Annotated in this window: 12 protein-coding genes; 4 read left to right on the top strand and 8 right to left on the bottom strand. The window is 72.8% G+C overall.

Annotation, left to right across the window (positions count from 1 at the left end; genetic code table 11):
- Positions 1 to 15: 15 nt before the first annotated feature.
- From ACF1A1_RS20120 to ACF1A1_RS20100, 5 genes are all read right to left on the bottom strand, one after another.
- Positions 16 to 969, bottom strand: coding sequence for a glycine betaine ABC transporter substrate-binding protein (locus ACF1A1_RS20120; protein WP_392001477.1), 954 nt, complete (start codon positions 967 to 969; stop codon positions 16 to 18).
- Positions 966 to 1,754, bottom strand: coding sequence for an ABC transporter permease (locus tag ACF1A1_RS20115; protein WP_392001602.1), 789 nt, complete (start codon positions 1,752 to 1,754; stop codon positions 966 to 968). The genes ACF1A1_RS20120 and ACF1A1_RS20115 overlap by 4 nt, the downstream gene beginning before the upstream one ends.
- A gap of 71 nt (positions 1,755 to 1,825) precedes the next feature.
- On the bottom strand, positions 1,826 to 3,064 hold the full coding sequence (locus tag ACF1A1_RS20110) for a betaine/proline/choline family ABC transporter ATP-binding protein (RefSeq protein ID WP_392001475.1): 1,239 nt from the start codon (positions 3,062 to 3,064) through the stop codon (positions 1,826 to 1,828).
- Positions 3,057 to 3,704, bottom strand: coding sequence for an ABC transporter permease (locus ACF1A1_RS20105; protein ID WP_392001473.1), 648 nt, complete (start codon positions 3,702 to 3,704; stop codon positions 3,057 to 3,059). The genes ACF1A1_RS20110 and ACF1A1_RS20105 overlap by 8 nt, the downstream gene beginning before the upstream one ends.
- A 5-nt stretch (positions 3,705 to 3,709) precedes the next feature.
- Entirely contained in the window at positions 3,710 to 4,213 is a 504-nt protein-coding gene (locus tag ACF1A1_RS20100; RefSeq protein ID WP_392001471.1) for an Lrp/AsnC family transcriptional regulator, read from the bottom strand.
- Positions 4,214 to 4,335: 122 nt separating this feature from the next.
- Between ACF1A1_RS20100 and hppD the strand changes: the two genes are divergently transcribed.
- Positions 4,336 to 5,481 carry a 4-hydroxyphenylpyruvate dioxygenase gene (gene hppD / locus ACF1A1_RS20095; protein WP_392001469.1) on the top strand — a complete coding sequence of 382 codons (1,146 nt, stop codon included), beginning with the start codon at positions 4,336 to 4,338 and terminating at the stop codon, positions 5,479 to 5,481.
- 7 nt (positions 5,482 to 5,488) lie between these two features.
- Here the strand turns inward: hppD and ACF1A1_RS20090 are convergent, their stop codons facing one another.
- Positions 5,489 to 6,952: a tetratricopeptide repeat protein gene (locus ACF1A1_RS20090; protein ID WP_392001468.1), complete on the bottom strand. Its 1,464-nt coding sequence runs from the start codon at positions 6,950 to 6,952 to the stop codon at positions 5,489 to 5,491.
- A 92-nt stretch (positions 6,953 to 7,044) separates the two neighbouring features.
- On the opposite strand from ACF1A1_RS20090, the gene ACF1A1_RS20085 reads away from it, so the two are divergent.
- Positions 7,045 to 8,451, top strand: coding sequence for an FAD-binding oxidoreductase (locus ACF1A1_RS20085; RefSeq protein ID WP_392001466.1), 1,407 nt, complete (start codon positions 7,045 to 7,047; stop codon positions 8,449 to 8,451).
- A 14-nt stretch (positions 8,452 to 8,465) separates the two neighbouring features.
- On the opposite strand, the gene ACF1A1_RS20080 is transcribed toward ACF1A1_RS20085, so the two are convergent.
- Positions 8,466 to 8,942 (bottom strand): SsgA family sporulation/cell division regulator, encoded by a 477-nt coding sequence (locus ACF1A1_RS20080; RefSeq protein WP_392001465.1) that lies wholly within the window; start codon positions 8,940 to 8,942, stop codon positions 8,466 to 8,468.
- 250 nt (positions 8,943 to 9,192) lie between these two features.
- On the opposite strand from ACF1A1_RS20080, the gene ACF1A1_RS20075 reads away from it, so the two are divergent.
- Both ACF1A1_RS20075 and ACF1A1_RS20070 read left to right on the top strand, forming a co-directional pair.
- A complete protein-coding gene (locus tag ACF1A1_RS20075) occupies positions 9,193 to 10,974 on the top strand; it encodes an RDD family protein (protein ID WP_392001464.1) in 1,782 nt (593 codons plus the stop codon).
- Positions 10,975 to 11,073: 99 nt separating this feature from the next.
- Complete coding sequence (locus tag ACF1A1_RS20070; protein ID WP_392001463.1) at positions 11,074 to 11,766, top strand: RDD family protein; 693 nt, start codon at positions 11,074 to 11,076, stop codon at positions 11,764 to 11,766.
- 60 nt (positions 11,767 to 11,826) lie between these two features.
- Here the strand turns inward: ACF1A1_RS20070 and ACF1A1_RS20065 are convergent, their stop codons facing one another.
- On the bottom strand, positions 11,827 to 12,096 hold the full coding sequence (locus tag ACF1A1_RS20065; protein ID WP_392001462.1) for a hypothetical protein: 270 nt from the start codon (positions 12,094 to 12,096) through the stop codon (positions 11,827 to 11,829).
- Positions 12,097 to 12,413: the final 317 nt, after the last annotated feature.

The raw sequence follows: 12,413 nt of genomic DNA, 5'->3' as shown, positions 1-12,413 counted from the left end.
CCACCCCACCACCCCCTACGTCACGAACCCCTCCTCCCGCATCCACTCCAGTGCCACCTGATGCGGATCCTCCCCCTCCACGTCCACCTTCGCGTTCAGCTCCTGCGCCACCGCGTTGTTCAGTCTCCTCGTGATCGGGTCGAGGACGTCCGCGATCGCCGGCCACTTCTCCAGCGTCCGGGAGTTGATCTGGGGCGCCGCGTTGTAGTTGGGGAAGAACTTCCTGTCGTCGGCCATCACCACCAGCTTCATCGACCTGATGCGCCCGTCGGTCGTGAACACCTCCCCGTACGTGCAACTCCCCTTCGCCGCCTGCGTGTAGATGATCCCGGTGTCCATCTGCGTGGTGCGGGACGCCGGCACGTCCATCCCGTACGCCTTCTGCATGCCCGGCAGCCCGTCCGCCCGGTTGGCGAACTCGCCCTCCACGCACAGCGACACGGCGCCGGGGTCCGACTTCGACAGCGCGGCCACGTCCGAGAGCGTCCTCGTGCCGTACTTCCGGTGGTTGGCCTGGTTCATCGCCAGCGCGTAGGTGTTGTTCAGCTCCGAGGGCGGCAGCCAGGTCAGCCCGTTCTTCAGGTCGGCGTCGCGCACGGCCTGCCACTGCCGCCGCGGGTCGGCGATGGGCTCGCTGTTGCCCAGGTACGTGATCCAGGCGGTGCCCGTGTACTCGTACGAGGCGTCGGCGTCGCCCTTGCGGACCGCCTCGCGGGAGCCGATGGAACCCTGGATGCCGGTGCGGTCCAGGACGTCCGCGCCGGCCGCCTCGAAGGCGATGCCCACCATCGCGCCGAGGATCAGGTTCTCGGTGAACGACTTGGACGTGACCGTGAGGTGGGCGCCCCTGAGCGGCTCGCCCCGTCCGATCGAGCCGGGCCCGACGTCGTCGACCATGGGGGAGCCGCTGGTCAGCCCGCAGCCCGAGGCCAGCACCAGCGCCCCCGCCGGCCACACCCGGCGCCTCATCCGACCGTCTCCAGCCCCCGCGGCCGCAGCAGCAGCTCCGCCAGCGAGGCCAGCCAGTCCACCAGCAGCGCCAGGGCGACGGTGAGGACCGAACCCAGCACCAGGACCGGCATGCGCTGGTTGGTGATGCCGGTGGTGATCAGCACGCCGAGCCCACCGCCGCCGCCGAAGGTCGCCAGGGTCGCCGTACCGACGTTCAGGACCAGGGCCGTACGGACGCCGGCCAGGATCAGCGGGACCGCCAGCGGCAGCTCCACCGTCGCGAGCACGCCCAGCGGGGACATGCCGATACCGCGGGCCGCCTCCAGCAGCGTGGGGTCGTTCGCCCTCAGGCCCGCGACGGTGTTGGCGAGCACCGGCAGGACGGCGTAGGCGATGATGCCGATCAGGGCCGCCCTCATGCCCGTGCCCAGCCAGATCACCAGCAGCGCGAGCAGGCCGATCGCGGGCGTCGCCTGACCGGTGTTGGCGACGGCCATCACCGCCGGGGTGGCCCTGCGGAACGCCCCGCGGGTGAGCAGGACGCCCAGCGGGATCGCGATGACCAGCACGAAGAAGGTGGAGATCACCGTCAGTTCGACGTGCTGCCACAGCGCCGTCGTCACCTGCCCGCCGGACAGCGCGTTCTCGGAGATCGCGTCCAGGTCCGCCTGCCGGAACCACAGCCAGGTGCCGAGCAGGAGCGCGACCAGGAAGGCGGGCAGGACGGTCAGCTTCTGCCAGGTGACCCGTCGCCGGGCGGGCGCCGGGGGCGGCGACGCCTCGGCCTCCTCCCGTTCCCGCAGCCCGTCGAGCAGCCCGTCCCGCGACCCGTCGCGCGGCTGCTCGTCCCGTGGCGCGTTCAGCTCGGGGGCCGTCACGCCTTCACCTCCCCGCCGTGCCCCTCCTGCTCCGCGTGGGTCTGCGCGGCCCGCGCCTCCTCCAGCTCGTGCTGTGCCTCCAGCGCCTCCAGCCGGTCGGCCTCCAGCAGCTCGTGCACGGAGTTCAGCAGCGTCTCCATGTCGACGACCCCGGTGTACGCGCCACGCCGCCCGGTGACCGCGACCCGCCCGGTGCTGTCCGTCAGGACCGCCTCCAGCGCGTCCCGCAGCGTCGCGTCCCTGGTCACGGTGGAGTGCACCAGCGTCCCCGCGCGGGCCAGCGAGCCCTTGGCCCGCATCAGGTCGCCGCGCCGCAGCCACTTGTAGGGCCGGCCCCGCCTGTCCAGCAGCAGGATCTCGTTGGTGCCGCTGCTCCGGAGCCGGTTGAAGATCGTCTGGAGCGGGTCGTCCACGCCCACCGTCGGACAGTCGGTGACCCCGACATCCCGTACGCGGGTCAGGTTCAGCCGCTTCAACGCCGCCCCCGCGCCCACGAACCCCGACACGAAGTCGTCCGCCGGGTTGGTGAGGATCGCCTCCGGGGTGTCGAACTGCGCGATGTGCGAGCGGTCGCGCAGCACCGCGATCCGGTCGCCCAGCTTGATCGCCTCGTCGAAGTCGTGGGTGACGAACACGATCGTCTTGCGCAGCTCCTGCTGGAGCCGGATCAGCTCGTCCTGGAGATGGTCCCGGGTGATCGGGTCGACGGCACCGAACGGTTCGTCCATCAGCAGCACCGGCGGATCCGCCGCCAACGCCCTCGCCACGCCCACGCGCTGCTGCTGTCCGCCGGACAGCTGGCGCGGATAGCGGCCGTGGAACTCCCCGGGGTCCAGCCCGACGAGGCCGAGCATCTCCTCCACCCGGTCCCGGATCCGCGCCTTCGGCCAGCCGGTCATCCTGGGGACGAGCGCGATGTTCTGGGCGACGGTCATGTGCGGGAAGAGACCGGACGACTGGATGGCGTACCCGACCTTGCGGCGCAGCCTCACCGGGTCGATGTCGGTGACGTCCTCGCCGTCGATGCGGATGCGGCCGCCGCTGGGCTCGATCAGCCGGTTGATCATCTTCAGGGTGGTCGACTTCCCGCAGCCGGACGGCCCGACGAAGACGACGGTCTCGCCCGCCTTGATCTCCATGGTGACGTTGTCCACCGACGGCTGCGGATTGCCGGGGTAGCGCTTGGTGAGGTTCTCCAGCTCGATCGTCGCTCCGTGGGTGCCGGTCTCAGGCACGGATCCCCCTCGGAATCGTCAGCCGCCCGACGAGGACGTACGCGGCGTCGAAGAGCAGGGCCAGGACGATGATCCCGAGCGTGCCCGCGAGGACCTGGTTGAGGGCGTTCTCGCTGCCCAGGGAGGCGATCCCGCGGAAGATCTCGTTGCCGAGGCCGGGCCCGGAGGCGTACGCCGCGATGGCGGCGATGCCCATCAGCATCTGCGTGGCGACCCGGACACCGGTGAGGATCGGCGGCCAGGCCAGCGGCAGTTCGACCCGCGCCAGCCGCATCGGCCGGGACATCCCGATGCCCCTGGCCGCGTCCACGAGGGCGGGGTCGACGCCCCGCAGGCCCACGATCGAGTTCCGTACCACCGGCAGCAGCCCGTACAGCGTCAGCGCGGTCACCGTCGGCGGCACGCCCAGGCCGACCACCGGGATCAGCAGACCGATCATCGCGAGGGCCGGGACGGTGAGGATCGTGGAGGTGGCGGTGGTGGCGAGGGCACCGGCCCAGCCGCTGCGGTAGGTGACGACCCCGATCAGCACCCCCAGCACGGTCGCCACGACCATGCACTGGAACACGGCGCTCGCGTGCTGGTAGGCGTCGGTGAGCAACTGCTGGTGCCGGTTGCCCAGGTACTCCCAGAAGCTCACACGCCTCACCCCGCAGGTCGACCCGGTCCTTCCCGGTCCGGGGCCTGCCCCGCCGCCTGTTCCACCAACGGGATGACCCGCAGCGGAACGGCGTTCTCCATCACGATCGCGGTGGAGGCCCGGACGATCCCATCAAAACCGACGACCCGGTCGATGACCCGCTGGAGATCGGCGTTGGAGCGGGCCACCAGACGGCACAGCATGTCCCCGCTGCCGGTGGTGGTGTGCAGCTCCAGCACCTCCGGGACGGTCGCCAAGTGGGCCCGCACGTCGGCCCCTTGCCCCTGCCGGATCTGCAGCGTCGCGAACGCCGTGACCGGGTAGCCGAGGGCCGCCGGGTCCACTTCGGGACCGAATCCGCGGATGACGCCATTCGACTGAAGCCGGTCCAGCCGTGCCTGCACGGTGCCCCGGGCGACCCCCAGCCGCCGTGACATCTCCAGCACGCCGATGCGCGGTTCCCGCGCCAGCAGCACGATGATCCGCCCGTCCAGATGATCGATCGCCATGCCCGCCTCCGAGATGGTCACCCTGTACAGAAAGTCCGCCGGAACCGCCGTACCGCTGAGCAGACTGCCCAGCGGACAAGCGAAGTGTTGCGCACCTTGCCGGGCAGGGCGAGGCTTCGGCTATGACGCAGACCACACACCACGCTCCCGACACCGCCCGGCAGGCCGACCCCTTCCCGGTCAAGGGAATGGACGCGGTCGTCTTCGCCGTGGGCAACGCCAAGCAGGCGGCGCACTACTACTCCACCGCCTTCGGCATGCGGCTGGTCGCGTACTCCGGACCGGAGAACGGCAGCCGCGAGACCGCTGCGTACGTCCTGGAGAACGGCTCCGCCCGCTTCGTGTTCACCTCGGTGATCAAGCCGTCCACCACCTGGGGCCACTTCCTCGCGCAGCACGTGGCCGAGCACGGCGACGGCGTGATCGACCTCGCCATCGAGGTCCCGGACGCGCGCGCCGCGTACGCCTACGCCATCGAGCACGGCGCCCGCTCCGTCGCCGAGCCGTACGAACTGAAGGACGAGCACGGCACCGTCGTCCTCGCCGCGATCGCCACGTACGGCGAGACCCGCCACACCCTGGTCGACCGCTCCGGCTACGACGGCCCGTACCTGCCCGGCTTCGTCGCCGCGAGGCCGATGGTCGAACCGCCCGCCCACCGCACCTTCCAGGCGGTCGACCACTGCGTCGGCAACGTCGAGCTCGGCCGGATGGACGAGTGGGTCGGCTTCTACAACAAGGTCATGGGCTTCACGAACATGAAGGAGTTCGTGGGCGACGACATCGCCACCGAGTACAGCGCGCTGATGTCGAAGGTCGTCGCGGACGGCACCCTGAAGGTCAAGTTCCCGATCAACGAGCCCGCCCTCGCCAAGAAGAAGTCCCAGATCGACGAGTACCTGGAGTTCTACGGCGGCGCGGGCGTGCAGCACATCGCGCTGAACACCAACGACATCGTGCAGACGGTCCGGACGATGCGCGCGGCCGGAGTCCAGTTCCTCGACACGCCCGACTCCTACTACGACACCCTCGGCGAGTGGGTCGGCGACACCCGCGTCCCCGTGGAGACCCTGCGCGAGTTGAAGATCCTCGCCGACCGCGACGAGGACGGCTACCTGTTGCAGATCTTCACCAAGCCGGTCCAGGACCGTCCGACCGTGTTCTTCGAACTCATCGAACGGCACGGCTCTATGGGCTTCGGCAAGGGCAACTTCAAGGCCCTCTTCGAGGCGATCGAGCGGGAGCAGGCCAAGCGCGGCAACCTGTAGGCCACAGTCAGCTCGGCGGGTCCGTCAGCGGCGGCTCGCCGAGCTCCGTCAGGGCCGTCCGGGCCGTGCGCGCGTGCAGCGGGGAGAAGTACGGGTTGATCCGCAGCGCCTCCTCGAGGAACCGCCGGGCCGGCCCGTACCGCTTCAGGTCCCGCTCGATCATGCCCCGGTGGTAGGAGTACGGCGCGCTGCGCACCGCACCGCCGTGCGCCTCGTCGGTGGCGATCACGGCGAACCGCAGTGCCTCCTTGTCCTGGCCGGCGCGGTGCAGCGCCCATCCCAGCGCGTCCGCGACCGCGATCCCCGGCTGCCGCCGCCATTCGGCGCGCAGCCGCCGCACCGCCGACGCCGGATCCCCGTGGTCGGCCTCGAACTGGCCGAGGACCAGCTCCCCGTCCACCCCGCCGGCCGCGTCCGCGCGCACCCGCTCCCGCACCAGGTCGTACTGCACCTGGGCCGCCTCCTTGAGCCCCATCGACTCGTACAGCTCGCCCAGCTCCAGCGCGTACTGCGGCTGCGGCTGGGCGGCGACGGCCACCTGGTAGGCGTTCAGCGCCTCCGACGTGCGCCCGAGCGCCGCCAGCGCCCGGCCCTGCCCGGCCTGCGCGGCCCGCTGGTCGGGGTCGAGCCGCACCGCCGCCCGGAAGTGGCGCAGGGCCGCCTCCCGGTCGCCGCGCTCCCACGCGAGCTGCCCGGCCCGCTCCTGCCACGCCGCCTCCTCGGCGGGCGAGGACGCCCCGGCCGCCGCGTCCGACAGCGCGGCCGCCGCGTCCTCGCGCCAGCCGAGGTCCCGGTAGACGGCCGCCGCCCGCGCCTTCACCGCCGGTCCCGAGCGCAGCTCCATCAGCGTGTCGAGGGTGGCCGGGACCTTCTTGTACTCGCCGAGCCCGGTGTAGGCGTCGATGAGCTGCGGATACGTCGTCCACCGCTTCGGCGCCAGCGCGCGCGCCGCCTCGCCCCAGGACTTGGCCGCCCGGAAGTCGCGGCGCGCGTTGGCGAGGGCGGCCAGGCCGATGAGGGCCTCGGCGTTGCCCTGGGGGCGCACTTTCAGCGAGGTGCGCAGGGCCCGCTCGGCCCGGGGGTAGAAGACGGCGACGTCGGCGGTGCGCCGGCCCTGCTCGACGTAGGCCGAGCCGAGCACCGCCCAGGTCCGGGCGTCCCGGGGATGCGTGCGCAGATACGTCTCCCGCTCGCCGATCAGCGCGGCCAGGTCGGGCAGCGCGGCCGCCACCCCGGTACGGACCGCCGAGTGCGCCTGCGCGCCCGGCGCCGGTCCGGGCGCCGGCCGCCGCTCCTCACCGGGCAGGAGGACGAGGATCCCGCCCAGCACCAGGCATCCGGCCAGCGCGCCGAGGAGTACCCGGCGGCGCACCCGGGAGCGGGCCCCCGCGCGCGGGGCGGACGTCTCCGGCTCCGGTGGCCGGTCCTCCGGCGGCCGGTCCGCGGCTTCGGTCTTCATGGTGCTGTCCATGGCGCTCACTGTGCGTCAGGACGACGTCGTCGGCCGGGCATCCGCCGGGTGCCGCAGACGGGGTTCACACCGATGGCCCCGGGTGCGACGCTGTGATCATGAGCCGTATCGAAGCTCCTCGTGACGAAGCGACCGGCAACCTCCTGGACCGGCTGCTCGACGGCCTGCCCGCCGACGCGGTCCTCACCGACCCCGACGTCACCGCCTCGTACGCCAACGACATGGCGAGCTTCTGCCCGGCCGGCACCCCGGCCGTGGTCGTGCTGCCGCGCACGGTCGAGGAGGTCCAGCACGTCATGCGCACCGCCTCCGCGCTGCGCGTACCGGTCGTTCCGCAGGGCGCCCGCACGGGCCTGTCCGGAGCCGCCAACGCCTGCGACGGCTGCGTCGTGCTGTCCCTGACGAAGATGGACCGGATCCTGGAGATCAACCCCGTCGACCGCATCGCCGTCGTCGAACCGGGCGTCGTCAACGCGGCCCTCTCCCGCGCGGTCGGCGAGCACGGCCTGTACTACCCGCCCGACCCCTCCAGCTGGGAGATGTGCACGATCGGCGGCAACATCGGCACCGCCTCCGGCGGCCTGTGCTGCGTGAAGTACGGGGTGACGGCCGAGTACGTCCTCGGCCTCGACGTCGTCCTCGCCGACGGCCGCCTGATGTCCACCGGCCGGCGCACCGCCAAGGGCGTCGCCGGATACGACCTGACCCGCCTCTTCGTCGGCTCCGAGGGCTCGCTCGGCATCGTCGTACGGGCCGTGCTGGCGCTGAAACCGAGGCCGCCCGCTCAGCTGGTCCTGGCCGCCGAGTTCCCGTCGGGCGCCGCCGCCTGCGACGCGGTCTGTCACATCATGGCGGGAGGACACGTGCCGTCCCTCCTCGAACTGATGGACCGTACGACGGTCAAGGCCGTCAACGACCTGACCCGCATGGGCCTGCCCGAGACCACCGAGGCGCTGCTGCTCGCCGCCTTCGACACCGCGGACCCGGCCGCCGACCTCGCCGCCGTCGGCGCGCTGTGCGAGGCCGCCGGCGCCACCCAGGTCGTCCCGGCGGAGGACGCGGCCGAGTCCGAACTGCTCCTCCAGGCCCGGCGGTCCTCGCTCGTCGCGCTGGAGGCCGTCAAGGGCACGACGATGATCGACGACGTCTGCGTGCCCCGGTCGCGGCTCGGCGACATGCTCGAGGGCGTCGAGCGCATCGCCGAGAAGTACCGGCTCACCATCGGGGTCGTCGCCCACGCGGGCGACGGCAACACCCACCCGACGGTCTGCTTCGACGCGGCCGACCCCGACGAGTGCCGGCGCGCCCGGGAGTCCTTCGACGCGATCATGGCCCTCGGCCTCGAGCTCGGCGGCACCATCACCGGCGAGCACGGCGTGGGCGTGCTGAAGAAGGAGTGGCTGGCGCGCGAGATCGGCCCGGTCGGCCTGGAGATGCAGCGGGCGATCAAGGCGGCCTTCGACCCGCTGGGCATCCTCAACCCGGGCAAGCTCTTCTGAGCGTCCCCCACGGCTCACTCCCCGTCCGGGGCCTCGTCCAACGGGCACGGGCCGAGCAGCCGCAGGTCGTCGGCCGCCGTGGGGGCGAGCAACTCGGCCACGGCGTCGTCGATGCCGAGCCGCGCGCCCTCGGTCCCCGGGGGCACCACCCGCAGCGTCCGCTCCAGCCAGGACGAGACCTGCGCGGCGGGCGCCTCCAGCAGGGCGTCGCCCCCGGGTGAACTCAGCGCCATCAGCACGACGCCGCGTCCGTTCACCTTCCTCGGCCACACCCGCACGTCTCCCTGCCCGCACGGCCGGAACACGCCCTCCACGAGAAGGTCGCGGGCGAACGTCCAGTCGACCGGGTGCCCGGAGTCGATGTGGAAGGTGACGCGCACGGCGAAGGGGTCGTCGCTGCGGTAGCTGAGCCGGGCCGGGACCGGGATGCCGTGCTCCGGCGACAGGACGAGCGTGAGCTCCAGTTCGCGTTCCACCACGGTGGGGTGCATGTCCGTTCTCCTCTCGGTACTGATCCGTACGTGAGCCGTACGCAGGGGAGAGCCGGCCGGGGCCCGGAGCATTACGCGGGTTCCGAGAACTTTTTTCGTCCGGGAGGCCACCGCGCTCCGAACGTGTGAAGGGCGTGCACGCGGTTGCCCGGAAAGGAGTGGGTACGGCGGGACTGGCGGTGGGGGTTGCGCTCGTCTGATAGATGTGGAGGCCCCCATCCCACCCCCGAGCAGATACGGGACGACGGACATGAGCGCCCCAACCCCGGCCCCCGGCGACGACAGGCCCCGCGAAGGGTATTACCCGGACCCGTCCATCCCTGGATACGTCCGGTACTGGAACGGTGCCGCCTGGGTGCCGGGCACCAGCCGCCCGGCGCCGTCCGACGGCGAGCCGCTCGCGCCCCCGCCCGGCGCGCAGCCGACGGCTTCCCCGGCCTCCGCCCCCTCGGTCGAGGAGACCGGCCCCCACTTCTTCGACGAGGACCCCGTACCGGCCGGGCAGCCCGGCAGCGGTCCCGAACGGCCGTCCGCGTGGGGCGCCGACCGCTCCCACCAGTCCGGTTTCGGCGGTGACCAGGACCGCAGGGTGTCCTGGGGGAGCCCGCAGGGGCCGGACCCGCGTGTGCGGGCGGCCCAGCCGGACGGGCGGTCGGCCAGCACCGAGGGCACGGCGACGATCCCTCCGGCGCCGGACGCCGGCGAGGGTGACGGCAGGTCGGAGGGCACGTTCGTCTTCCGCCGCCCGACGGCCGGATCCGCGCCCGCGGGCACCCCGTCCGCCGCCTCCGGCCCCGTCGGCCCCGCCTCCGACGACGGCACCATGACCTTCCGCGCGCCGGGCCCGCGCACACCCCACCAGGGCGGGGCACCGGGCGCGCGGCCCGCGGGCACGGGCGCACCCACGGGCCCGGGCCAGGCAACGCCGGGGACGCCGGGGACCCCCGGGACATCGGCGGCGGCCGGTTACGGCGCGCAGGGTCCGGTGGGTGCGGCGGGTGCCGGTGGAACTGCCGAGGCGGCGGCCGCGGGGGCCGGTTACGGCGCCCAGGGACCGGTCGGCGCGGCCGGCTCCGGAGGCCCCGCCGTCCCGGCGGCCGGTTACGGCGCCCAGGGTCCCGTCGGCGCGCCCGGCGCCGGTGGCGCCCCCGCTTCCGGCGCTCCGGGCTCCGCGGGCACCGCCGCCCCCGCCGCCAAGCCGGGCTTCGGCGCGGGCAAGGCCGCCGCCGAGCGCGCCGCGGCGTCGCAGGCCGCCCAGGCCCAGGCCGTCGTACCCGCCCCGCAGGCACCCGCCGGCCCGCGGACCGCCCAGCCCGCCGCCCAGGCGCCCGCACCCTCCTTCCCCCAGCAGTCCGCCGCTCCTCAGCCCGCGGCCCCCGTGACCCCGGCGGCGCAGGCCGCCACGCCCATGAGCCCCGGCCCCGGCGGCGGCCAGCCCTCCTGGGCGCAGCAGGTGCACCGGCTGGCGGGGGCGGGGGACGACCAGCCGGTCGCCCCCTGGAAGCCGCCGGTCGAGGACCTCTTCCAGGCGGCCGCGCGGCGTCAGGCCGAGGCCCGCCCGGCCGGTCTCGGCAAGCGGCTGGCCGCCCGCCTCGTCGACACGCTCGTCCTCGGCGCCGTCACCTCCGCCGCCGCCGTCCCGCTCGGCACGAGGGCCGTCGAGCACGTCAACGACAAGATCGACGAGGCCAAGCTCACCGGAGAGACCGTCACCGTCTGGCTGCTGGACGGCACGACGTCGGCGTACCTCGGCATCGTCCTCGCCGTGCTGCTGGTCTTCGGGATCGTCTACGAGGCGCTGCCGACCGCCAAGTGGGGGCGCACGCTGGGCAAGAAACTGCTCGGTCTGGAGGTGCGGGACATCGAGGGCCACGAGCCGCCGTCCTTCGGCGCGGCCCTGCGCCGCTGGCTCGTCTACAGCGTGCCCGGTCTGCTCGGCGTCGGTGTCCTGGGCGTCCTGTGGTGCCTGTTCGACAGGCCGTGGCGCCAGTGCTGGCACGACAAGGCGGCGCACACGTTCGTGGCGGGCTGACCGGCCACCGCCCCCTACCGCAAGAGGCCCAGGGAATTTCGTACCCCGGACGGCCGCTCGCCGGATGCGCGGACGCCGGGTTCGCGGTCGACTCGGGCCATGACGACCGAACCGCCCCCCGGTTCCGGCGGCGAGCCGCCGCAGGACGATCCGTTCAGGAAGCAGCCCCCGCAGCAGCCCCCGCACGGTGAGGGGCAGGGCCCGCAGGGTTCGCCGTACGACAGGCCGTACGGCGGTCCGGGCGGCCAGGAGCCGCCCTACGGCGGGCAGCAGCCACCGCCGTACGGGGGCGGCCCCTACGGCGGCGACCCGTACGGCGGCTACCCGGCCGATCCGCTCGCGGGCATGCCCCCGCTGGCCGACAGCGGCAAGCGGACGCTGGCGAGGATCATCGACATGGTCCTGGTGGGGATCGTCGTCGGGCTGCTGACGTGGGGCTTCGGGGTCAACGAGTACGAGATGGACGGCGACCGCGTCGAGGTCGGCAAGTCACTCGCGCAGTCCCTGGTGGCCGCCGTGCTCTACGTCGCCTACGACACCGCCATGACCGCCCGGTCCGGGCAGACGCTGGGCAAGAAGTGGCTGGGCATGCGGGTGGCCAACCTGGACAACGGCTCGACGCCGTCCGCGCAGACCTCGCTGATCAGGGCCCTGGTGCTGTGGCTGCCGTTCGCGTTCTGCTGCGCCTGTCTGTGGACGGCGGTCAGCGGCGGCTGGAGCTTCTTCGACAAGCCCTACAAGCAGGGGCTGCACGACAAGGCCGCCAAGACGGTGGTGGTCAGCACCACCTGACGCGCCGACAGCACCGAGGAGGGCCACCGCCGCGCGGGCGGGGGCCCTCCGAAGCGGAGTTCAGGGTGCCGAGTGTTCCCGGACGGGCTCGGGCGCCGCGGCGACCGAGGCGGGTACGGGCTCGTCCGCGGTGGAGCGCGCCACGACGACGGGCGCCCGCCGGGGGGCCGGGACCGTCATGGCGACGAGTACGCCGAGGGCGACCGCGGTGACGGAGATGACCGCGATGAGCGAGCCGGAACTCGTCTGGGACAGCGCCAGCATGGCGAGCGCCGAGAGGATCACGGTGCAGGAACCGTAGGTGAGCTGTGCGACAGTCGGACGAGGCATGGCAATCGTGTCCTCGGAAGCGGGGGCAGTCTCGACTCTAATCGCCTGCATGCCCGAGGGGACCGGGCAGTAAGCGTGACCTAACCCACGGTGCCGGTGCACAGGGGGCGCACGGAGTCATGACGTCCACTCCGTGGACGGCCCGCGCGCCCGTCACCCCACGGTCGTGTGTCCGCAATGCGAACGTCGGCTCCCAATAATGCGTTGACCTGTCCAAGTCAAGGTCTGTCTTTTCTGCTGAACCAGTAGTCAAATGACGGCACTTGACTACACGCGTATAACCGCGCGCGGACTTCCCTTGACATGGATCCCCCTTC

This window comes from Streptomyces sp. NPDC014995, assembly GCF_043080745.1.
Lineage (GTDB): Bacteria > Actinomycetota > Actinomycetes > Streptomycetales > Streptomycetaceae > Streptomyces.
Note: the sequence above shows the minus strand (reverse complement) of the source record. Positions and strands in the feature narration are given on the sequence as shown.

Coding starts and splice junctions, on each gene's coding strand:
- ACF1A1_RS20080 (WP_392001465.1), bottom strand. CDS start 8,942: ATGCACCCCACCGTGGTGGAACGCGAACTGGAGCTCACGCTCGTCCTG.
- ACF1A1_RS20065 (WP_392001462.1), bottom strand. CDS start 12,096: ATGCCTCGTCCGACTGTCGCACAGCTCACCTACGGTTCCTGCACCGTG.
- ACF1A1_RS20090 (WP_392001468.1), bottom strand. CDS start 6,952: ATGGACAGCACCATGAAGACCGAAGCCGCGGACCGGCCGCCGGAGGAC.
- hppD (WP_392001469.1), top strand. CDS start 4,336: ATGACGCAGACCACACACCACGCTCCCGACACCGCCCGGCAGGCCGAC.
- ACF1A1_RS20075 (WP_392001464.1), top strand. CDS start 9,193: ATGAGCGCCCCAACCCCGGCCCCCGGCGACGACAGGCCCCGCGAAGGG.
- ACF1A1_RS20070 (WP_392001463.1), top strand. CDS start 11,074: ATGACGACCGAACCGCCCCCCGGTTCCGGCGGCGAGCCGCCGCAGGAC.
- ACF1A1_RS20100 (WP_392001471.1), bottom strand. CDS start 4,213: ATGGCGATCGATCATCTGGACGGGCGGATCATCGTGCTGCTGGCGCGG.
- ACF1A1_RS20120 (WP_392001477.1), bottom strand. CDS start 969: ATGAGGCGCCGGGTGTGGCCGGCGGGGGCGCTGGTGCTGGCCTCGGGC.